The sequence below is a fragment of the Mycolicibacterium boenickei genome (assembly GCF_010731295.1).
GTDB lineage: Bacteria > Actinomycetota > Actinomycetes > Mycobacteriales > Mycobacteriaceae > Mycobacterium > Mycobacterium boenickei.
The window spans coordinates 2993127-3011847 of sequence record NZ_AP022579.1 but is presented as its reverse complement, the minus strand read 5'-3'; the positions used below and the strand labels follow the sequence as shown (position 1 = coordinate 3011847).

Genomic DNA, 18721 nt, shown 5'->3' with positions numbered 1-18721 from the left:
TTACCCCTTTACCGCACCGGATGTCAGGCCAGCGACGATGCGCCGCTGGAAGATGAGAACAAAGATAATGATCGGGATCGTGATGACCATCGCGCCCGCCGCGATCGACCCGGTCGGCTCCTCGAATTGCGAACTGCCGGTGAAGTTCGCGATCGCCACGGGTGCGGTGATCGCCCGCTGGGTGGCGGTCAGTGACAGCGCCAGCAGCAGATCGTTCCACGCGAAGATGAAGACCAGGATGGCTGCGGTGACGATGCCGGGGGCCGCCAGAGGTGCGATCACCTTGCGGAAGGCCTGGGCCGGAGTCGCCCCGTCCATCTTGGCGGCCTTCTCCAGATCCCATGGGATCTCGCGGAAGAACGCCGAGAGCGTGTAGATCGCCAACGGCAGCGCGAACGTGATGTAGGGGATGATCAGCCCGGGCCAGGTGTCGAACAGCCCGATCGTGCGCCACAGGTTGAAGATCGGGGTCACCAGCGAGATCTGCGGGAACATCGCGATCAACAGCGCCACACCCACCAACAGCTTCTTACCGGGGAAATCCAGGCGGGCCACCGCGTAGGCGGCCATGCCGCCGATCGCCACGGCGATCACCGTGGTGATCAGGCCGATACCGATCGAGTTGACCAGGGCCGAGGTGAAGACGTTCCCGCTGAAGATGCCCTTGTAGTTGTCGAAGGTGATCTCGGCCGGAATCAGCTTGCCGTCCTTGACGCTTGACGTCGGCTTCAGCGACAGCGACAGGATCCACAGCACCGGAACCAGCGCGTAGAGCACCACCAGGATGTTCACGACCGTCCACCCGGTCGCGCGTCGCGCGCTCACCCGCTCGCTCATCGTCCCTCCGCCTCTGCACCGGGCGCCGACGCACCGAACAACTTGATGAAGACGAACGCGATCACGGCCACCGACAGGAAGATCAATACGCTGATGGCCGAACCCAATCCGAGGTTGAAGGCCTTGAACAGGTTGTCGTAGCCCAGGATCGACACCGACCCGGTGTTGTTGGCCCCTCCGGTCAACACGTAGATGTTGTCGAAGATCCGGAACGCATCGAGGGTCCGGAACAGCAGCGCGACCAGGATGGCCGGTTTGATCAGCGGCAGAATCACTTTCACCAGCCGTGTCCAGGCTCCGGCGCCGTCGACCTGGGCCGCGTTCAGCAGATCCTGCGGCACCAGCGCCAGTCCGGCCAGCAGCAACAGCGCCATGAACGGGGTGGTCTTCCACACCTCGGCGAGCACGATGATGGCCAGCGACGGCAACTGTTCGGTCAGCGGGGCGCTGCCGTCGGGCAGCAGGTTGGCCAGGTAGCCGGTGCCCGGCGTCCAGGCGTAGTACCAGCTGTAGGAGGCCGCGACCGTCACGATCCCGTAGGGGATCAGTACCGCGGTGCGGACCACGCCCTTGCCGAAGATGGTGCGGTGCATGACCATCGCCAGCGCCATGCCGAGCACGAATTCGATCGCCACCGAGACGACGGTGATGGCCAGCGTCACCACGAACGCCGTCCACCAGTAGCGGTCGGTGAGGATGGTCTGGTAGTTGGCGAACCCGACGAAGGCGGTGTCGTCGGGGGCGGCCAGGTTGTAGCGCTGGAGGCTCAGCCACACCGCGTAGCCGATCGGGTACGCGGTCACCGCGACCATCAGGATCACCGCGGGAGCGATCAGCGCGAACGCCAGCTTGCGTTCGGACGCGCTGTTGTCGGTGCGAGTCATGGGATCAGCCCTTTACCGTCGATGGCCTTCTGCACCTGTTCGGTCAGCTCATCGGCGGTGTGCTCCGGGTCGATGTCGGTGATCGGGGCCAGGGTGGCCGAAATGCGCGTGGATACCGCCTGATACACCGGTGTCGCGGGACGCACCGCGGCATTCGTCAGCTGCTCGCGGATGATCGCGTACTGCGGATACTTCGTCTGGAACGCCGGATCGTCGTACAAGGACTCGCGTACCGCGGGCAACCCGCCCTCGACCGACGTGTAGCGCTGGTTCTCGACGTTGCGCAGGCAACGGATGGCTTCGAAGGCCTCGGCCTTGTGCTGGCTGGTCTTGGCCACCGCGAGGTTCAGCCCGCCGAGGGTCACCTTGGCCGGCTCCCCCTCGTTCACGCCCGGATAGTTGGCGAATCCGAACACGGCCTTGCTCGCCTCATACGCCGCCTCGAACTGCTCGTCGGTCGGCGAGAAGGTGCCCAGATCGTTGATGGCCCCGGCCAGATCGGCACGTTCATCGAGCGGCAGGAACTTCACCCCACCCTTGACGGCGTTCTCCAGCAACGAGGGCAGCACGAACGGCCAGTTGACCTCGAGTGCGGCCTTCCCCTGCTCGAGCGCGAGCCGGGCCGTCGCTTCGTCGGTCTGGGTCACCGATGGATCGGCACCGGGCGCGGTGGCAACCGATTTGATGATCTGCAGGGCCTTCACCGTCGCCGCGCGATGCTCGGGTGTATCGGTCAGCGTGACCGTCTTCCCGTCATCGGAGAGCACCTGACCGCCCGCACTGGCCAGCAGGCTGTTGAACCACACCACCAGGCCCTCGTACTGCTTGGCCTGCACCGCAATCCAACTGGGCTTGCCCGCCGCGTGCAGCCGGTTCGCCTCCGACACCATGCCGTCCCAGGTGGACGGCGGCTGATCCATCAAATCAGCTCGATACCACAGCAATTGGGTGTTGGTGGTGATCGGCGATGCATACAGCTTGCCTTGCCAGCGGGCAGTCTCCAGCGGCCCCGGCAGGGTGTTCTCCAGCGCGTCGGACTCCGCGGCGCCCGCCGGATCCTCCGACAGCGGCACGGCCCAGCCGGCCTCGGCGAACTCGGCGGTCCACACCACGTCGAGCGCCATGATGTCGAGAGTCTTGTCGTTGCCGGTCAGTCGCCGGGCCAGCTGCAACCGTTGGTCGTCAGCACCTTTCGGCAAACTCACCTGCTTGATGGTGAAACGGTCGCCGAGTTCGGCGTTGCAGCGTTTGGCCACGGCGGTGAAAGTCGCCATCTCGTTGGCCGGCGTGTAGTAGTTGATGACGATCCCGCTGTCGGCCTCACCACACGCCGACAGCACCGAGGCTGTCGTCAACGCGGCCACTGCCGCAGCACATAGCCGCCGAGCGCGCACCGCCCCGCCTCCCGTTCACATTCGTTGTCGCCGCCACAGCGGCTCCCGCGCGCAAACCGTAGAGCTATGCCCGCTCATGTGCAACCGTTTGGGCGTGCCGCGTCACAATCGTGACCTGCGGACATTTGCCACCGCAGCCGCCGTGCGGCCGCACCACGGGTCAGATCGTCAAGCGCGCCAGCAGATCCCGACCCTGTTCGGCCCCCTGCGGATCGCACAGGACGTCGTAGCGGCCCGCGACCAGCTGCATCGTCGAACTGAAATCTCTTGTGCCGCGAGCCATCGCATACGGAATGGCCGAGGTGATCAGACCGAAGAAGACACCGGCAACCAGGCCGGTGAGCAGCGCGCTCCACGGGTTGGGGCTGAAGAAGCCCAGGATCAGGCCGATGAACAGGCCCAGCCAGGCACCCGACAGCACACCGCCGCCGAGCACCTTGGGCCAGCTCAGCCGACCGGTGACCCGCTCCACCTGCATGAGATCCACCCCGACGATGGTCACCTGCTGCACCGGGAACTGTTGGTCGGACAGGTAGTCGACGGCCCGCTGGGCCTCCGCGTACGTCGGGTAGGAACCGATCGGCCAGCCCTTGGGCGGCGTAGGCAATGCGCCGCGCGCGGCAGGCGCGCCGCCCGGAGTCTGACCGGACTGAAATGGGCTCGTCATCGAACTTCACTCTCCTCCGCACCGCCCGCTTGGCGGCTGCTCTCGTTACAGCAACGCCCTCACACCGGATTTGGTGCCGACGTCACGCGCCCCGGGGCGTCACCGTCTTTGCGCTAGGTTGATCAGCATGACAAACCCGGACGGCAACGCGGGCGAAACGCCGCCATCCGACCCCGGCTCCCAGCCGTCGGAACCGTTGTCCGGCGGATACGAAGCACCTTCCATCGAGCATTCCCAGGATCGGCCGCACAGCGGCGGCGCGCAACCGTCATACGAGTTCGGACCGCAGGGCTACGAGGTCGGCACGCCGTATCCACCTGCGATCGATTACCCCGTGGACATCCCGCACGACTACGCGCCGACGCCGCCGTACCCCGGCGTGTCCAGCTATCCCCCGCCCTATCCGCCACCCTTTCCCCCGCCGGTTTACCCCGGTTACCCGGGCGGCTACGGGATGCCACAGCCGGCGCCGACCAACACCGTGGCCATCGGCAGCCTCGTCGCCTCGATCCTGTCGGTGTTCCTGTTCGCCATGTGTGGGATCGGACTGCTCGCCGGTCTCGTCGGAATCGGCCTCGGGGTCACGGCGCTGAACCAGATCCAGCGGAGCGGACAACCAGGGCGTGGCCTGGCGATCGCCGGCATCGCGGTGGGCGCAGTCGGCACCCTCATCGGTCTGGGCTGGTTACTGTTTTTTGTGGCCGCCATGCTCTCCACGTAGCCGCCGCGCCGAATTACCCTGCGGCAGTACCCGACCCGGGTCAGCTGGGCGGTGTGAACGGCTCGGCCAGCCGGCTCATCCCCGCTGCCCGCCCCTTGCCCGCGATCACCAACGCCATCTTGCGGCTGGCCTCGTCGATCATCTCGTCGCCCAGCATCACCGCTCCCCTGGCCCCGCCGGCGTGCGAGGTGTGCCATTCGTAGGCGTCCAGGATCAGCTCGGCATGGTCGTAGTCGGACTGGCGCGGACTGAAGATCTCGTTGCCCGCCTCGATCTGGTCCGGGTGCAACACCCACTTGCCGTCGTAACCCAGCGCGGCTGAACGACCCGCCACCCGGCGGAACCCGTCCACGTCGCGCACCTTCACGTACGGGCCGTCGATCGCGTTGATGCCCCGGCTGCGCGCGGCGATCAGGATGCGCATCAGCACGTGGTGATGCGCATCGCCGATGTCATAGCCGTCGGGCTGTCCACCGACCTCCAGGGTGCGCATGTTGAGGCTGGCGGCCATGTCCCCGGGCCCGAGCACCAGCGCCTGAACCCGCGGGGCCGCCGCGATCGCATCGATATTGGTCAGCCCCTGCGCGTTCTCGATCTGCGCCTCGATCCCGATGCGGCCCGGCTCCAGACCGTGCGTGGCCTCCAGTTGGGTGAGCAGCAGATCGAGCGCCTGGACGTGGGACGCCTCGGTCACCTTGGGCAAGACGATCAGGTCGAGCTGTCCGCCTGCGCCGGCCACGACCTCGATCACGTCGGCGTAGGTCCACGGTGTGGTCCAGTCGTTGACCCGTACCCCGCGCAGCTGTCCGGCCCAACCATCGTCGGCGAGCGCCGCGGCCACCTGTGCCCGCGCCGACTCCTTGGCGCCGGGAGCGACCGCGTCCTCCAGATCCAGGAACACCTCGTCAGCGGGCAGACTCTTGGCCTTCTCGATCATCTTCAGGCTGCTTCCCGGAACCGAGAGGCACGTTCTACGGGGTCGATACGTGTTCTCCACGACCACAGTCTCTACCCTTTGTTTCATGGCGGCGGTGAACAGGGTCTACGCGGCCCGGCTGGCGGGGATGGTGGTGCTGGGCCCCGACGGGGAGTCCATCGGCCGTGTCCGCGACGTGGTGATAAGCATCAGTATCGTCCGCCAGCAACCGCGCGTTCTCGGCCTGGTGGTCGAATTGCTCACCCGGCGAAGGATTTTCGTTCCCATCCTGAGGGTCACCGCGATCGAGCCGGGTTCGGTGACACTGGCCACCGGCAGTGTGTCGCTGCGCCGCTTCGCGCAACGGCCCGGTGAGGTACTGGTGCTGGGCCAGGTGCTGGAGACCCGGGTGCGGGTCGACGATCCCGACCTGGAGCAGCTGGCCGGAATCGACGTCGTGGTAGTCGATCTGGGCATCGAGCAGACCCGGACCCGCGACTGGGTGGTGACGCGGGTGGCCGTGCGTCCGCAGCGACGCCTGGGGCGGCGCAGCAACATCCACGTCGTGGAGTGGCAGAACGTGCACGGGCTCACCCCGTCCGGGCTGGCGATGCCCGACCAGGGCGTGGCCTCGCTGCTCGAGCAGTTCGAGGGACAACGCCCGGTCGAGGTGGCCGAGGCGCTGCGGGAACTGCCGGTCAAGCGGCGCTACGAGCTGTACCGGGCCTTCGACGACGAGCGCCTGGCCGACGTGCTGCAGGAGCTTCCCGAAGACGAGCAGGCCGCGGTGCTGCGCCAGCTGAACACCGAACGCGCGGCCGACGTCCTGGAGGCGATGGATCCCGACGATGCGGCCGACGTTCTCGGCTCAATGACCCCGGCCGACGCCGAGACCCTGCTGCGGAAGATGGACCCCGAGGACTCCGAGGACGTGCGACGGCTGCTGGCCCACTCGCCCGACACCGCGGGCGGTCTGATGACCAGTGAGCCGGTGGTCCTGGCCCCGGACACCACGGTCGCCGAGGCGCTGGCGCAGGTGCGCGATCCGGACCTCACCCCGGCGCTGGCCTCGATGGCCTTCGTCACCCGGCCACCCAGTGCCACCCCGACCGGCCAGTATCTGGGCTGCGTCCACCTGCAGCGGCTGCTGCGCGAACCCCCCGCGGCCCTGGTGAGCGGCATCATCGACACCGATCTGCCCAGCCTGAGTCCGGCCGATTCGCTGGCCGCGGTGACCCGCTACTTCGCCGCCTACAACCTGGTGTGCGGGCCGGTGGTCGACGAGGAGAACCACCTGCTCGGGGCGGTCTCGGTGGACGACGTGCTCGACCACATGCTGCCCGACGACTGGCGCGAACGTGACGAGCCCGAGCTCCCGGTGGCGGGCTCATGAGCGAATCGACAGCGCGTCAACGGCTGGACACCCCCCGTGGCACGCGCGGCTTCGGGCTGCACGTCGATGTCGAGGCGGTCGGCCAGTTCGGCGAATCGATCGCCCGGTTCCTCGGCACGGGTCGCTACCTGGCGATCCAGACGATCATCGTGGTGGTCTGGATCGCGCTGAACATCGGCGTCTTCACCTTCGAGTGGGATCCGTACCCGTTCATCCTGCTCAACCTGGCATTTTCGACCCAGGCCGCCTATGCCGCCCCGCTGATCCTGCTGGCGCAGAACCGCCAGGAGAACCGCGACCGGGTCGCGCTCGAAGAGGATCGGCGCCGGGCCGAGCAGACCAAGGCCGACACCGAGTACCTGGCCCGCGAGCTGGCATCGCTGCGGCTGGCGGTGGGCGAGGTCGTCACGCGCGATTACCTGCGCCGCGAGCTGGAGGAACTGCGCGAGCTGCTCATCGAGCTCGGCCCGCAGACCGATATCGACCGCAGCACCGCGAGCAAACCCGACACCGGCGATCGCAGGGCCAAACGCAGTGGTTGATCACGCTGTCGACCATTGTCGTAACAACGGAAACCTCGACTATGTATGGTGACTTGGTTCACAACATGGCCAAAGCTGACTTAAGGACGGGTAAGTGCGCGTAGGGGGAGGAGCGGCTATCGCAACCGCTCGGCGCCGTATGAGCCAGCTCGTGCGCTCGCCCGCGCTCGGCGTGGCCGTCCTGGCCCCCATCGTGCTGGTCGCCGGCGCCGGATCCGCCGCCCCGGACGCCGAGGTGTCCAACGCCGCGGTCACGCCGCTGGCCGCCGTCGCGCCCCGGGTCGACCGCTCGGGTCCCGCGGTGGTCGCCGCGGCCAGGCCGCCGACCAACTTCCGGATCCAGCCGATGACCACGATCTCGGCTCCCCCACCCGCCTTCGTCGTCAATACCCCTGGCGCCCTTGGCATTCCAGGCACATCACTGAAGGCGTACCGCAACGCCGAACGGATGATGGCCGCCGCCTACCCCGGCTGCGGTATCAGCTGGAACCTGCTCGCCGGCATCGGACGGATCGAATCCGGGCACGCCAACGGCGGCGCCACCGATGCCCGCGGCACCGCCGTCCGCCCCATCTACGGTCCCGCGCTCGACGGCACCTTGCCGGGCAACGAGATCATCGTGCAGAGCGCACAAGCCGGCCGGATCTCGTATGTCCGGGCCATGGGCCCGATGCAGTTCCTGCCCGGCACGTGGGCGCGCTACGCCTCCGACGGCGACGGCGACGGCAAGGCAGACGTGCAGAACGTGTTCGACTCGGCCCTGGCCGCCGCGCGCTACCTGTGCAGCGGCGGGCTCAACCTGCGCGATCAGTCCCAGGTGATGTCGGCCATCCTGCGCTACAACAACTCGGTGGCCTACGCCCGCAACGTGCTGGGCTGGGCCGCGGCGTATGCCACCGGTGTGGTGCCGGTCGACCTGCCCGAGATCACCGGGTCCATTCCCCCGATCGGCGATTCCCACCTGGACAACCCGGAGGGTCTCGGCCCGGGCCTGCCCGCCGATGCCACCGGACTGCCGGCCGGTGACCCGCTGGCCCTGATTCCGCTGCTCAACCGCAACGAGACCGGCACTCAGAACGTTCCGGGCTTCGCGCCAGGGCAGGTGCTCGGGCCGTTGCCCGGTCCGGCGCAAGCCATCCCGTCGGAGACCCCGGCCGCGCCGCCGCCATGGGTACCGCCATGGGAGCAGCCGCGTCAGCCCACGTGCGTGGTGTTCTGCCTGGGTGAGCAGGCGCCTCCGGCGGCGCCGCCGCCCGGGCCGTTCGCCCCGCCACCGGCACCGGCGCCTGGTCCGATCGCCCCGTTGGCCCCGCCGCCTGCTCCCGCGCCCGCGCCGGGCCCCGCACCGGTCGGTCCGCCGATCGAGGCCGCACCCGCGGTTCCGGGACTGGGACCGGCGCCCGGCCCCGCCCCCGGGCCCGCACCGGGACCGGCCTGACGCTGGCCTGGATCCGGCGGCGTCAGCCACCGCCGTAGACTCAGCGGTGATGTCCGAATCTGCCACTGAGCTGCAATCCGCGGTTCGCGCCGCGCTGGCCAAGGTGATCGATCCCGAATTGCGGAAGCCGATCACCGAACTCGGCATGGTCAAGAACATCTCGATCGAGGCCGACCACGGCGTGCACGTCGAGATCTACCTGACCACTGCGGCCTGCCCGAAGAAGAACGAGATCGCCGACCTGGTGAAGGCCGCCGTCACCGACGTTCCCGGTACCGGCGCCGTCAAGGTGAGCCTCGACGTGATGAACGACGAGCAGCGCGCCGAGCTGCGCAAGATGCTGCGCGGCGACTCCCGCGAGCCGGTGATCCCGTTCGCCCAGCCCAATTCGCTGACCCGGGTCTACGCGGTGGCCTCGGGCAAGGGTGGGGTCGGCAAGTCGAGTGTGACGGTCAACCTGGCTGCCGCGATGGCTGCCCGCGGGCTGTCCGTCGGCCTGCTGGATGCCGACATCTACGGCCATTCGGTGCCGCGCATGATGGGCACCGGCGATCGGCCCACACAGGTCGACTCGATGATCCTGCCGCCGGTCGCCCATGACGTGAAGGTCATCTCCATCGCGATGTTCACCCAGGGCAACACGCCCGTGGTGTGGCGCGGCCCGATGTTGCACCGGGCCCTGCAGCAGTTCCTGGCCGACGTGTACTGGGGCGATCTGGACGTGCTGCTGCTCGACCTGCCGCCCGGCACCGGCGACATCGCCATCTCGGTCGCCCAGCTGATCCCGGGCGCCGAGATCCTCGTGGTGACGACTCCGCAGATGGCCGCGGCCGAGGTGGCCGAGCGGGCCGGGGCGATCGCCCTGCAGACGCGTCAGCGCATCGCGGGCGTGGTGGAGAACATGTCGGGCCTGCAGATGCCCGACGGCACCGTCATGCAGCTGTTCGGTGAGGGCGGTGGGCGTCAGGTGGCCGACTCGCTGACCCGCTCGGTGGGTGCCGAGGTGCCGCTGCTGGGCCAGGTTCCGCTGGACCCGGCGCTCGTGGCCGCCGGTGACTCCGGGGTTCCGCTCGTGCTGTCAGCACCCGAATCAGCGGCAGGCGCCGAGCTGCGCAAGATCGCCGAGGGATTGTCGGCGCGCAAGCGCGGCCTGGCCGGGATGTCCCTGGGTCTGGATACCGCGCGCCGCTAGGTCGCGTCGGGATCGAACGTCGTGCCGGCCGGCTTGTCAGCCGGCTTGGCGGCGGTGTCGCCTGCGGGCTGGTCAGGAGTCGTCCCGGCCGCCGGCTGCGGCTTGCCGTCGTCGAACGCACCCGTCAGGAACGAATCGTCACCGTCGAGCAGATGCTTGGTGATCGCAGCGCGTGGAGTCATGCCGCGCAGCTTCTGCAACTCGGCGAGGGGCTGCCGAAGATCGTCGAACTCCGGACCGAGGTCCTGACGCAGCTGGCTGGTGGCGCCGCTGACGTAGTCACGTGCCTGACGCAGCGCACCGGACGTCCAGCGGATGGCACCGGGCAGCCGCTCGGGCCCCAGGATCACCAGACCGGCGATCACCAGGACCAGCATCTCTCCCCACCCGATGTTCGCGAACATCGCTACTGCGCTTTTTGATCGTCGCCGATCGGCGTGACCATGAACGTCATGGGCCGACCGTCGCGCAGCACCTCGATCGGAGCTTCCTGCCCGATCTTGAGCTGACGCACCGCGACCACCATCTCATCGGCGTCGGCGACCTTGCGGTCCCCGACCTTGACCACCACGTCGTTCTCCAGGATGCCGGCCTTCTCCGCCGGACCGCCTGCGTTGACGTTGCGAACCTGGGCACCCGAGGCCACGCTGTTGCTCACCGTGACGGCGCTGAGCAGCAACGTCGGATGGGCCACCTTGCCGTCCTTGATCAGGTTCTCGACGACCTGCTTGACCTCGTTGACGGGAATCGCGAAGCCGAGGCCACTGGCGCTGTCCGACAAGGACTTTCCGGCCGTGTTGATCCCGATCACCTCGGAGGACATGTTGATCAGCGGGCCGCCGGAGTTGCCGTGGTTGATCGAGGCGTCGGTCTGGAGGCCGTCGATCACGGTGTCGGTGTCAGAGCCCTCACCCGAGAGCGGCACCGGCCGGTGCAGCGCGCTGATGATGCCGTGGGTGACCGTGCTGCGCAGCCCAAGCGGGGCGCCGGCCGCGATGACTTCCTCGCCGACACGTACCTTCTCGGAGTCACCCATCCGCGCCACGACGAGGTTGTCGACGTTGTCGACCTTGAGCACCGCCAGATCGGTCTTGGGGTCGCGGCCGACGAGGTTGGCCGGCACTTCCTTGCCGTCGTTGAACACGACGGTGATCTGGTAGTCCGCGGGCTTGCTCGCGGCGTCGGAGATCACGTGGTTGTTGGTGACGATGTAGCCCTTGCCGTCGACGACGACGCCCGAACCCTGCGAGCCCTCGGTCTTGCTCTTGGCCTCGATGGTGACCACCGAGTCCTCGACGGCCGAGGCGACCGTGGCGAACCGGCCGGCGTCCGGGGACGGGAGGTCGCCGGTCTCCAGCGTCACCTTGGAGGTGGTGAAGGCCTGGACGGTGCCTGCGGTCTTCTGTCCGACCCAGCCGCCGATGAAGGCGATCAATCCGGCGACGATCAACAGGATGAAGATCGACGGCCACGACACCCGGCCGCCGAACAGCACCTCCCGGGCGCCGAGCTTGCCGATCGGGGCCGCCACGACGGCCGGCGCGGCCGGAGCCTGCGCGGGCGTGCCCAGCGCGGGGATTGCACCCGGATCGCGCCAGGGATCGTCGAAATCGTCCTCACCGGCGTTCTTCTCGGCCTCGAGCGCGCCGGCGTCGGTGGGATGGCGCTGCAGCGAGTCGCCTGCGCCTCCGGGGCGGCCGAAGGCCTCGGCCAGCACGGGATCCGGCGGCTGGTCCTTGGGCGCGTACTCGCCCTGGTCCTGGTACTTCTCCGCACCCTGGAACGAGCCGTCAACGCCGGTGGGGCGGCCGAAGGTGCGCTGCGACAACTGGTCGACGGGTGGCCGCTCGACAGGGCGCGGTTCCAGACGGCCGCTCTCGTCGGACTGGTCCTGGTTGGTCACCGGTGTATCACTCTCTATCGGAGCGCCCGCCCCAGCCAGATAGGCCGACGCCGGTCACTGATCGCCTTGGGTCCAGCCTACCGGCGCTTACGCCGGCTCCGCGTCGGGTCATCAGCAAACGGGGGCTGTTCATCGACCTCGGCCGAAGGCTGCGGGCTGTGGTGCGGTATCTGCGACAACAGGCCCAGCAGGGAATTCGGAATGGCTATCGGACAGGAGTCCCGCAATGCGGCCCGGGCCTGGCCCTGGGCATCGACCTCGGCCGCGCAATCCGGGCAGAGGGACAAATGGTGTGCGGCCCGCAGATGGGCGCTCATCCGCAACTCACCATCGACGAATGCCGCGATGGCCTCGATCGAGAGGTGCTCGGTGGAACCGAACTGGCGAGGTGCACCGACGGGCGCATCACTCTGCGAGGCGAACTGCGCAGGCAACCAGGAGAATGCCCGACGGAACACGTGTCCCGGGTCGACCATCACCCAGCTCCTCTCACCACGCCCAAATGTCCTGACCCGAATGTAGCGCGACCGGGCGCGCTGAACACCAACCACCGCTAGGCGGATTTCGCGGTTTCCGGCGAGTTCTTCGCCAGATACTCACGCAACGCCTGTCGACCGCGGTGAATGCGGCTGCGCACGGTGCCGAGCTTCACGCCCAGCGTGGCGCCGATTTCCTCGTAGGACAGACCCTCGATGTCGCACAGGACCACCGCGGCGCGGAACTCCGGGGCCAGGGAGTCCAGGGCTGCCTGAAGATCGGCTCCCAACCGCGAGTCGTGATAGATCTGCTCGGGGTTCGGATCGTCGGCGGGCACCCGGTCGTAGTCCTCGGGCAGCGCTTCCATCCGGATGCGGCCACGACGACGGACCATGTCGAGGAACAGGTTGGTGGTGATGCGGTGCAGCCACCCCTCGAAGGTTCCCGGCTGGTAGTTCTGCACCGAGCGGAACACCCGGATGAAGGTCTCCTGGGTCAGGTCCTCGGCGTCGTGCTGGTTACCCGAGAGGCGATAGGCCAGGCGGTACACCCGGTCCGCGTGTTGGCGCACCAACTCGTCCCAGGACGGCATCGCCGCCTGATCGCCGGTGGCGTCGAAAACCGCCGTACCGGTCAGTTCATCGGACGGTTCGACCCATTCGCCTGCGGTGAACTGCTCCAGATGTGCCATGGTCACCGGGGCGGCCTGGGTCGCGGGGTTCGCGGTAACTGCGTTCGCGCTCGTCGGATCCTCCTGATCACAGATTTCACTCAGCTCAACACGACTGATGACTTCGTTATTCCGATTGCTGTCCTGGTTGTGCTGGGCAGTGCGCCAGCGGGCGCCGTGTTCCATGCGGATACCGTTCCTGATCCCGGTGTGGCGGGCATATGAGCAATCTGAACTTTCCCTGAGAAAGCCGACGATACGTCGGGTTACCTGCGTAGACCAGCGAATTTTCAGGGGTGATACCTACCACCCACGGGCGTGTCGCGACGGTGCCCCGGGGGTCTGGCCTACGCTGCGGGCATGGTCAGCTCCAACCCCGGTCGCGCCGAGGCGATCGTCACGCATGCCGAACGGTCGATCTCCGAGGACGAGATCGTCGCGGCCGCGCGCGAGCGGGCCGAAGAACTCGGCGCGGGCGCGGTCACGCCGGCGGTGGGAGCGTTGCTCAGCGTGCTCGCGCGACTCACCGGGGGCAGGGCGGTCGTCGAGGTCGGTACCGGCGCCGGGGTCAGCGGGTTGTGGTTGCTGTCCGGTATGAGCGACGACGGCGTGCTGACCACGATCGACGTCGAACCCGAGCATCAGCGCATCGCCAAGCAGGGGTTCAACGAGGCCGGCGTCGGTCCGGGACGGACCCGGCTGATCAGCGGACGCGCCCAGGAAGTGCTGACCCGGCTGGCCGATGAGTCCTACGACCTGGTGTTCATCGATGCCGAGCCGATCGACCAGCCGCAGTTCGTGACCGAGGGCGTGCGCCTGCTCCGCCCCGGCGGCGCGATCGTGCTGCACCGCGCCGCGCTCGGCGGCCGGGCCGGCGACGCGTCGGCCAACGACGCCGAGGTCAGCGCCGTGCGGGAAGCGGCCCGGCTGATCGCCGAGGACGAGCGGCTCACCCCCGTGCTGATCCCGTTGGGCGACGGCCTGCTGGCCGCCGCTCGCGACTGATCTTCCGCCTTTCGCCCGGCCTCACCCCTCACCTCGGGGTGGGGCCGGATTTTTCTTTACGGATTCCTGACGGGCCCACCCCTTGACCGACGGCTGAACACATGTTTAGCGTATTAAACATGCGTTCAGCCGATGATCGAACAGCGATGGCCCGGATCCGCGACTCTGCGATCGAGCAGTACGGGCAGCACGGATTCAACGTCGGCCTGCGCACCATCGCCGAGGCCGCGGGAGTCAGCGCCGCCCTGGTGATCCACCACTTCGGGTCCAAGGAGGGGCTGCGCAAGGCGTGCGACGCCTACGTGGCCGAGGTGGTGCGCGAGGCCAAGACCGAGTCGTTGCAGAGCGCCGACCCCGCGACCTGGATGGCCCAGATGGCCGAGATCGAGTCGTACGCGCCGCTGATGGCCTACCTGGTCCGCAGCATGCAGTCCGGCAGCGAGTTGGCGAAGACGTTCTGGCGCACCATGGTCGCCAACGCCGAGGAGTACCTGCAAGAGGGGGTCCGCACCGGGCTGCTCAAACCCAGCCGCGACCCGCGGGCCCGGGCCAGGTTCATGGCGATATGCAGCGGCGGCGGGTTTCTGCTGTATCTGCAGATGCACGACGACCCAACGGATCTGCGCCGGGTGCTGCGCGACTACGGCGAGGACATGATGCTGCCTGCCCTCGAGCTCTACACCGAGGGCCTGATGACCGATTCGACCATGTACGACACGTTCCTGCACCAACGCGAGCAAGGCATCCCGTTCAGTTCAGCATCCACGACCGACACCAAGGAGCCAGCGTGAACCACAAGTCCGTCGAAATCCGCGGATTGTCAAAGTCTTTCGGGCACACCAAAGCGCTCGATGGACTGAACCTCACCGTCTCCCCCGGCGACGTCACCGGATTCCTCGGGCCCAACGGCGCGGGCAAGTCCACCACGATCCGGGTCCTGCTGGGGCTGCTCCGCGCCGACGGAGGCACCGTACGCCTCCTCGGCGGCGATCCGTGGCGCGACGCGGTCGCCCTGCACCGCCGGATCGCCTACGTCCCCGGCGATGTCACGTTGTGGCCCAACCTGACCGGCATGCAGGCCATCGACTTCCTGTGCCGGCTGCGCGGCAACGGTGTCGACACCCGGCGCCGCGACGACCTGATCGACCTGTTCGAGCTGGACCCGCACAAGAAGGCCCGCACCTACTCCAAGGGCAACCGCCAGAAGGTCGCCATCATCGCGGCGTTCAGCTGCCATTCCGAGCTCTACATTCTCGATGAACCGACCTCGGGGCTGGACCCGTTGATGGAAAAGGCATTTCAGCGATGCGTGGCCGAGGTCGCCCGCCAGGGCGCCGCGGTCCTGCTGTCCAGCCACATCCTGGCCGAGGTGGAGAAGCTCTGCGACAACGTGACGATCATCCGGTCCGGTCGCACGGTCCGGTCCGGGACGCTGGCCGAGCTGCGACATCTGATGCGCACCAAGGTCGTCGCGCGCACCCGGTCTGACGGCCGGGCCCTGCAGAACACCCCCTACGTCCATGACTTCACCAGCCGCGACGGCGCCGTGAGCTTCTCGGTGGACCGCAACGACATCGAGTTCGCCCTCGAACACCTCACCGATCTCGGTATCGAAGATCTCACCGTCGCACCGGCCTCCCTCGAGGACATGTTCCTGCGCGAGTACCAGGGGACGATGCGATGACGACCGCGACGGCGCCTGCCCGCCCTGCTGGTCCGGCACGCACGACGACGTCACCGTTCACCGGTACCGCGACGCTGTTGCGGCTGGCGCTGCGCCGCGACCGGGTCCGGCTCAGCGTGTGGCTCGCCGTGCTGACGTTGATGATGGTGTACGCCCCCAACGCGATTCGGCTGGCCTACCCGGGCGAGGAGCAACGGCTGGCCCGGGTCAACCTGCTCAAGACCCCGGCCGGGATGATGCTCGGCGGCCCGATGTTCGGTGTCAACGAGACCGACCTCGGCGTGATGATGGCCAACGAGCTGACGCTCACCCTGACGATCGCCACCTCGATCCTGGCGATTCTCACCGTGATTCGTCATACCCGTGCCGAAGAGGAAAACGGCAGCGCCGAACTCGTGCTCTCGTCGGTGGTCGGCCGGTACGCCCGCACCGCCGCGGCCCTGACCCTGGTCGGCGCGCTCAACGCCGTACTGGCGCTCACCATGACCCTGGCGATGGCCTCCACCGGGTTCGCGGTCGTCGACACCGCTGCCATGTGTCTGGGCATCACGGGAGTGGCCATGGTGCTCGGTGCGGTCGCGGCCGTGACCGCACAGCTCTGGCGACAGGCCCGCACCGCGTCGGGCGCCGCGATGGCCACACTGGCGGTGGCCGCGCTGGTGCGCGGGGCCGGCGATGTCATCGACAACTCGGGCAGCGTGCTGAGCTGGTTCTCACCGATCGCCTGGGCGCAGCAGATGCGGCCGTTCACCGACCTGCGCTGGTGGCCGTTCGGCTTGCTGGTGGTGCTGGCCGTCGCGTTGATGGCCGTGGCCGCGGTGCTGGAGAGCCGTCGGCAATACGACGCGGGCACCATCGCCTCCGCGGGCGAGAAGCCCGACGCCCCCGCCATCACCGGCCCGCTGCGGCTGCACCTGGCGCTGCAACGGGGTCAGACGATCGGTTGGGCCGTAGGGCTGTTCGTGGCCGGGCTGGTGTTCGGATCGATGACGAAGGCGCTGCTGGATGCGGCCGAGACCAACGAGTTGATCGCCCGGCTGCTGTCCACGACGGGCAACGACGGCATCTACACCACCATGACCCAGTTCCTGGCCGCGGCCGCCAGCGCGTACGTCACCTCGGTGGTACTGCGGGTGCACGCTGACGAGCAGAACGGGCTGGGCGAGCCGGTGCTGGCCGGTTCGGTGTCGCGCTGGCGGTGGTTGCTGGGCGCGGTCGCATGCGCCCTGGCGGGGGCGGCGGTGCTGATGATCTGCGCCGGGCTCGGCAACGGCCTGGGCGCCGGGTTGACGCTGGGCGAGCCGGGCACGATCATCCGCCTCACCCTGTCCGCGCTGGCCTACTTGCCCGCGCTCGCCGTGGTCGCCTCGATCGCGGCGCTGGCCGTGGCGCTGCGCACGCCGTGGATCGCCTGGCTGGCAGTGACATTCGTGATCACCGCGCTGTACCTAGGGGCGCTGCTCCGCCTGCCGCGCTGGCTGATCGAGCTTTCACCGGTGGGCCAGACCACCGTCCCGAGCAGCTTCCCGGCCATGGCGCTGATCGTGATGCTGTTCGCCGCAACAGTTTTGGCGGCCATCGCCGGCTGGATCTATCGCAACCGCGACGCGGTGTGAACCCAAACAGGAGGCAGTTGATGAAACTCGCACTACAGACCATCGCTTCGGGTGTGTTCGGCCTGGCGCTCTTCGCCGTGGCGCTGTTCTGGCCGGCAGGCACGTTCCACTATTGGCAGGCCTGGGTTTTCGTCGCGGTGTTCATGGCCACCACCATGGTCCCGAGCATCTATCTGGCAGTCAGAGACCCCGCCGCCCTGCAACGTCGCCTGCACGGCGGCCCGACCGCGGAAACCCGGCTCGTGCAGAAGATCGTCATCTGGGCGGTCACGGGCTCGGCGTTCGCGGCGTTCGTGCTGAGTGCCCTCGACCACCGGTTCGGTTGGTCGAGCGTGCCGGTGGCAGTCGTCGTCCTCGGCAACATCCTGGTTGCTGTCGGGCTCATCCTGGCGCAAGCGGTGGTCTTCCAGAACAGCTTCGCCGGCGCGAGCATCCAGGTGGAGGACGAACAACCGCTCGTCTCAACGGGTTTGTACGGCCTGGTGCGCCACCCGATGTACTTCGGCGCAGTGTTGATGATGTTCGGCACCCCGCTGGCGCTGGGCTCCTACTGGGCGTTGCTCGTATCCATCCTGGCGGTACCGATTTTCGGGGTGCGGATCGCCGACGAGGAGAAGATGCTGCGCGCCGAACTCGCCGGCTACGACGAGTACACCCAGAAGGTCCGCTACCGGCTGCTGCCCTACGTCTGGTGACCGGCGCGATATGAAGCTCGGCCTCCAGGCAGCGACGTCCGCCGTCGTCGGCTTCGCGGTCTTCGCGATCCTCGTGTTCGGGCCTGCCGGCACGTTCGACTACTGGCAGGGCTGGGTATTCATCGCGGTGTTCGCGGTCGCGTCGACACTGCCCAGCATCTACCTCGCCTCCCACGATCCGGCGGCGCTGCGGCGCCGGATGCAGGCCGGCCCCACGGCCGAGACCCGGCCCGTGCAGAAATTCGCGAGCACCATGGCATTCCTGTTGCTCGCGGTGATGATCGTGGCCGGCGCGCTCGACCATCGGCTCGGGTGGTCGGCCGTGCCCGCGGTCGTCTCGGTGCTCGGAAATGTGTTGGTGGCGACCGGACTCGGCATCGCGATGCTGGTGGTCATCCAAAACAGCTACGCGGCTGCCAACGTGAAGGTGGAGGCCGGGCAGACGGTCGTGTCCACCGGTCTGTACGGGCTCGTCCGTCACCCGATGTACTTCGGCAACGTGATCATGATGATCGGGCTGCCGCTGGCTCTCGGCTCGTACTGGGCCCTGCTGCTGCTCATCCCCGGGTTCGCCCTGCTCGCACTTCGCATCAGTGACGAGGAGAAGATGCTGCGCGCCGAGCTCGCCGGCTACGACGAGTACACCCGGAAGGTCCGCTACCGGCTGCTGCCCTACGTCTGGTGAGA

20 protein-coding genes are annotated in these 18721 nt (G+C 68.0%); 11 read left to right on the top strand and 9 right to left on the bottom strand.

What is annotated here, in order from left to right:
• From G6N57_RS14355 to G6N57_RS14340, 4 genes are all read right to left on the bottom strand, one after another.
• Positions 1–825, bottom strand: a complete 825-nt coding sequence (locus tag G6N57_RS14355; RefSeq protein ID WP_174814563.1) for a carbohydrate ABC transporter permease — start codon at positions 823–825, stop codon at positions 1–3.
• An 8-nt stretch (positions 826–833) separates the two neighbouring features.
• Positions 834–1721, bottom strand: coding sequence for a carbohydrate ABC transporter permease (locus G6N57_RS14350; RefSeq protein ID WP_077743077.1), 888 nt, complete (start codon positions 1719–1721; stop codon positions 834–836).
• On the bottom strand, positions 1718–3115 hold the full coding sequence (locus tag G6N57_RS14345) for an ABC transporter substrate-binding protein (protein WP_077743076.1): 1398 nt from the start codon (positions 3113–3115) through the stop codon (positions 1718–1720). The genes G6N57_RS14350 and G6N57_RS14345 overlap by 4 nt, the downstream gene beginning before the upstream one ends.
• Before the next feature lie 160 nt (positions 3116–3275).
• Positions 3276–3782: a YflT domain-containing protein gene (locus tag G6N57_RS14340; RefSeq protein WP_036448264.1), complete on the bottom strand. Its 507-nt coding sequence runs from the start codon at positions 3780–3782 to the stop codon at positions 3276–3278.
• 127 nt (positions 3783–3909) lie between these two features.
• Here G6N57_RS14340 and G6N57_RS14335 point away from each other — a divergent pair, with 127 nt between their 5' ends.
• Positions 3910–4503 (top strand): DUF4190 domain-containing protein, encoded by a 594-nt coding sequence (locus tag G6N57_RS14335; protein ID WP_077743075.1) that lies wholly within the window; start codon positions 3910–3912, stop codon positions 4501–4503.
• A gap of 40 nt (positions 4504–4543) precedes the next feature.
• On the opposite strand, the gene G6N57_RS14330 is transcribed toward G6N57_RS14335, so the two are convergent.
• Entirely contained in the window at positions 4544–5500 is a 957-nt protein-coding gene (locus G6N57_RS14330; protein ID WP_097926096.1) for an HpcH/HpaI aldolase/citrate lyase family protein, read from the bottom strand.
• 25 nt (positions 5501–5525) lie between these two features.
• Between G6N57_RS14330 and G6N57_RS14325 the strand changes: the two genes are divergently transcribed.
• The 4 genes from G6N57_RS14325 (at position 5526) to G6N57_RS14310 (ending at position 9984) form a co-directional block, all read left to right on the top strand.
• The gene (locus tag G6N57_RS14325) at positions 5526–6812 is read left to right on the top strand and encodes a magnesium transporter MgtE N-terminal domain-containing protein (RefSeq protein WP_077743072.1); all 1287 of its coding nucleotides are present in this window, start codon (positions 5526–5528) and stop codon (positions 6810–6812) included.
• On the top strand, positions 6809–7354 hold the full coding sequence (locus tag G6N57_RS14320; protein WP_077743071.1) for a DUF1003 domain-containing protein: 546 nt from the start codon (positions 6809–6811) through the stop codon (positions 7352–7354). The genes G6N57_RS14325 and G6N57_RS14320 overlap by 4 nt, the downstream gene beginning before the upstream one ends.
• Positions 7355–7493: 139 nt before the next feature.
• Positions 7494–8792, top strand: a complete 1299-nt coding sequence (locus tag G6N57_RS14315; RefSeq protein WP_163646638.1) for a lytic transglycosylase domain-containing protein — start codon at positions 7494–7496, stop codon at positions 8790–8792.
• A gap of 49 nt (positions 8793–8841) precedes the next feature.
• Positions 8842–9984 (top strand): Mrp/NBP35 family ATP-binding protein, encoded by a 1143-nt coding sequence (locus G6N57_RS14310; RefSeq protein ID WP_036448255.1) that lies wholly within the window; start codon positions 8842–8844, stop codon positions 9982–9984.
• On the opposite strand, the gene tatB is transcribed toward G6N57_RS14310, so the two are convergent.
• The 4 genes from tatB to sigE form a co-directional block, all read right to left on the bottom strand.
• Positions 9981–10388: a Sec-independent protein translocase protein TatB gene (gene tatB, locus G6N57_RS14305; protein WP_077743070.1), complete on the bottom strand. Its 408-nt coding sequence runs from the start codon at positions 10386–10388 to the stop codon at positions 9981–9983. The two genes, G6N57_RS14310 and tatB, sit on opposite strands and share 4 nt — an antisense overlap.
• A gap of 2 nt (positions 10389–10390) precedes the next feature.
• Positions 10391–11887: a serine protease HtrA gene (gene htrA, locus G6N57_RS14300; RefSeq protein ID WP_077743068.1), complete on the bottom strand. Its 1497-nt coding sequence runs from the start codon at positions 11885–11887 to the stop codon at positions 10391–10393.
• A gap of 77 nt (positions 11888–11964) precedes the next feature.
• Positions 11965–12363 (bottom strand): anti-sigma E factor RseA, encoded by a 399-nt coding sequence (gene rseA, locus G6N57_RS14295; RefSeq protein WP_036448249.1) that lies wholly within the window; start codon positions 12361–12363, stop codon positions 11965–11967.
• Positions 12364–12440: 77 nt separating this feature from the next.
• Positions 12441–13220 carry an RNA polymerase sigma factor SigE gene (sigE, locus tag G6N57_RS14290; protein ID WP_077743067.1) on the bottom strand — a complete coding sequence of 260 codons (780 nt, stop codon included), beginning with the start codon at positions 13218–13220 and terminating at the stop codon, positions 12441–12443.
• Positions 13221–13394: 174 nt separating this feature from the next.
• Between sigE and G6N57_RS14285 the strand changes: the two genes are divergently transcribed.
• The 6 genes from G6N57_RS14285 (at position 13395) to G6N57_RS14260 (ending at position 18719) form a co-directional block, all read left to right on the top strand.
• Positions 13395–14039, top strand: coding sequence for an O-methyltransferase (locus tag G6N57_RS14285; RefSeq protein WP_065463380.1), 645 nt, complete (start codon positions 13395–13397; stop codon positions 14037–14039).
• A 119-nt stretch (positions 14040–14158) separates the two neighbouring features.
• A complete protein-coding gene (locus G6N57_RS14280) occupies positions 14159–14830 on the top strand; it encodes a TetR/AcrR family transcriptional regulator (protein ID WP_077743066.1) in 672 nt (223 codons plus the stop codon).
• Positions 14827–15723, top strand: coding sequence for an ABC transporter ATP-binding protein (locus G6N57_RS14275; protein ID WP_077743064.1), 897 nt, complete (start codon positions 14827–14829; stop codon positions 15721–15723). Before G6N57_RS14280 ends, G6N57_RS14275 begins: the two co-directional genes overlap by 4 nt.
• Complete coding sequence (locus tag G6N57_RS14270; protein WP_077743063.1) at positions 15720–17339, top strand: ABC transporter permease; 1620 nt, start codon at positions 15720–15722, stop codon at positions 17337–17339. The genes G6N57_RS14275 and G6N57_RS14270 overlap by 4 nt, the downstream gene beginning before the upstream one ends.
• 20 nt (positions 17340–17359) lie before the next feature.
• Positions 17360–18034: a methyltransferase family protein gene (locus G6N57_RS14265; RefSeq protein WP_077743274.1), complete on the top strand. Its 675-nt coding sequence runs from the start codon at positions 17360–17362 to the stop codon at positions 18032–18034.
• 10 nt (positions 18035–18044) lie between these two features.
• A complete protein-coding gene (locus tag G6N57_RS14260; protein WP_077743062.1) occupies positions 18045–18719 on the top strand; it encodes a methyltransferase family protein in 675 nt (224 codons plus the stop codon).
• Positions 18720–18721: the final 2 nt, after the last annotated feature.

Excerpts from the sequence above, each read along its gene's own strand:
- G6N57_RS14325 (WP_077743072.1), top strand. The coding sequence starts at position 5,526 with ATGGCGGCGGTGAACAGGGTCTACGCGGCCCGGCTGGCGGGGATGGTG.
- G6N57_RS14320 (WP_077743071.1), top strand. The coding sequence starts at position 6,809 with ATGAGCGAATCGACAGCGCGTCAACGGCTGGACACCCCCCGTGGCACG.
- tatB (WP_077743070.1), bottom strand. The coding sequence starts at position 10,388 with ATGTTCGCGAACATCGGGTGGGGAGAGATGCTGGTCCTGGTGATCGCC.
- G6N57_RS14315 (WP_163646638.1), top strand. The coding sequence starts at position 7,494 with ATGAGCCAGCTCGTGCGCTCGCCCGCGCTCGGCGTGGCCGTCCTGGCC.
- G6N57_RS14340 (WP_036448264.1), bottom strand. The coding sequence starts at position 3,782 with ATGACGAGCCCATTTCAGTCCGGTCAGACTCCGGGCGGCGCGCCTGCC.
- G6N57_RS14270 (WP_077743063.1), top strand. The coding sequence starts at position 15,720 with ATGACGACCGCGACGGCGCCTGCCCGCCCTGCTGGTCCGGCACGCACG.
- G6N57_RS14350 (WP_077743077.1), bottom strand. The coding sequence starts at position 1,721 with ATGACTCGCACCGACAACAGCGCGTCCGAACGCAAGCTGGCGTTCGCG.
- sigE (WP_077743067.1), bottom strand. The coding sequence starts at position 13,220 with ATGGAACACGGCGCCCGCTGGCGCACTGCCCAGCACAACCAGGACAGC.
- G6N57_RS14310 (WP_036448255.1), top strand. The coding sequence starts at position 8,842 with ATGTCCGAATCTGCCACTGAGCTGCAATCCGCGGTTCGCGCCGCGCTG.
- rseA (WP_036448249.1), bottom strand. The coding sequence starts at position 12,363 with ATGGTCGACCCGGGACACGTGTTCCGTCGGGCATTCTCCTGGTTGCCT.
- G6N57_RS14265 (WP_077743274.1), top strand. The coding sequence starts at position 17,360 with ATGAAACTCGCACTACAGACCATCGCTTCGGGTGTGTTCGGCCTGGCG.
- G6N57_RS14280 (WP_077743066.1), top strand. The coding sequence starts at position 14,159 with ATGCGTTCAGCCGATGATCGAACAGCGATGGCCCGGATCCGCGACTCT.
- G6N57_RS14335 (WP_077743075.1), top strand. The coding sequence starts at position 3,910 with ATGACAAACCCGGACGGCAACGCGGGCGAAACGCCGCCATCCGACCCC.
- G6N57_RS14260 (WP_077743062.1), top strand. The coding sequence starts at position 18,045 with ATGAAGCTCGGCCTCCAGGCAGCGACGTCCGCCGTCGTCGGCTTCGCG.
- G6N57_RS14285 (WP_065463380.1), top strand. The coding sequence starts at position 13,395 with ATGGTCAGCTCCAACCCCGGTCGCGCCGAGGCGATCGTCACGCATGCC.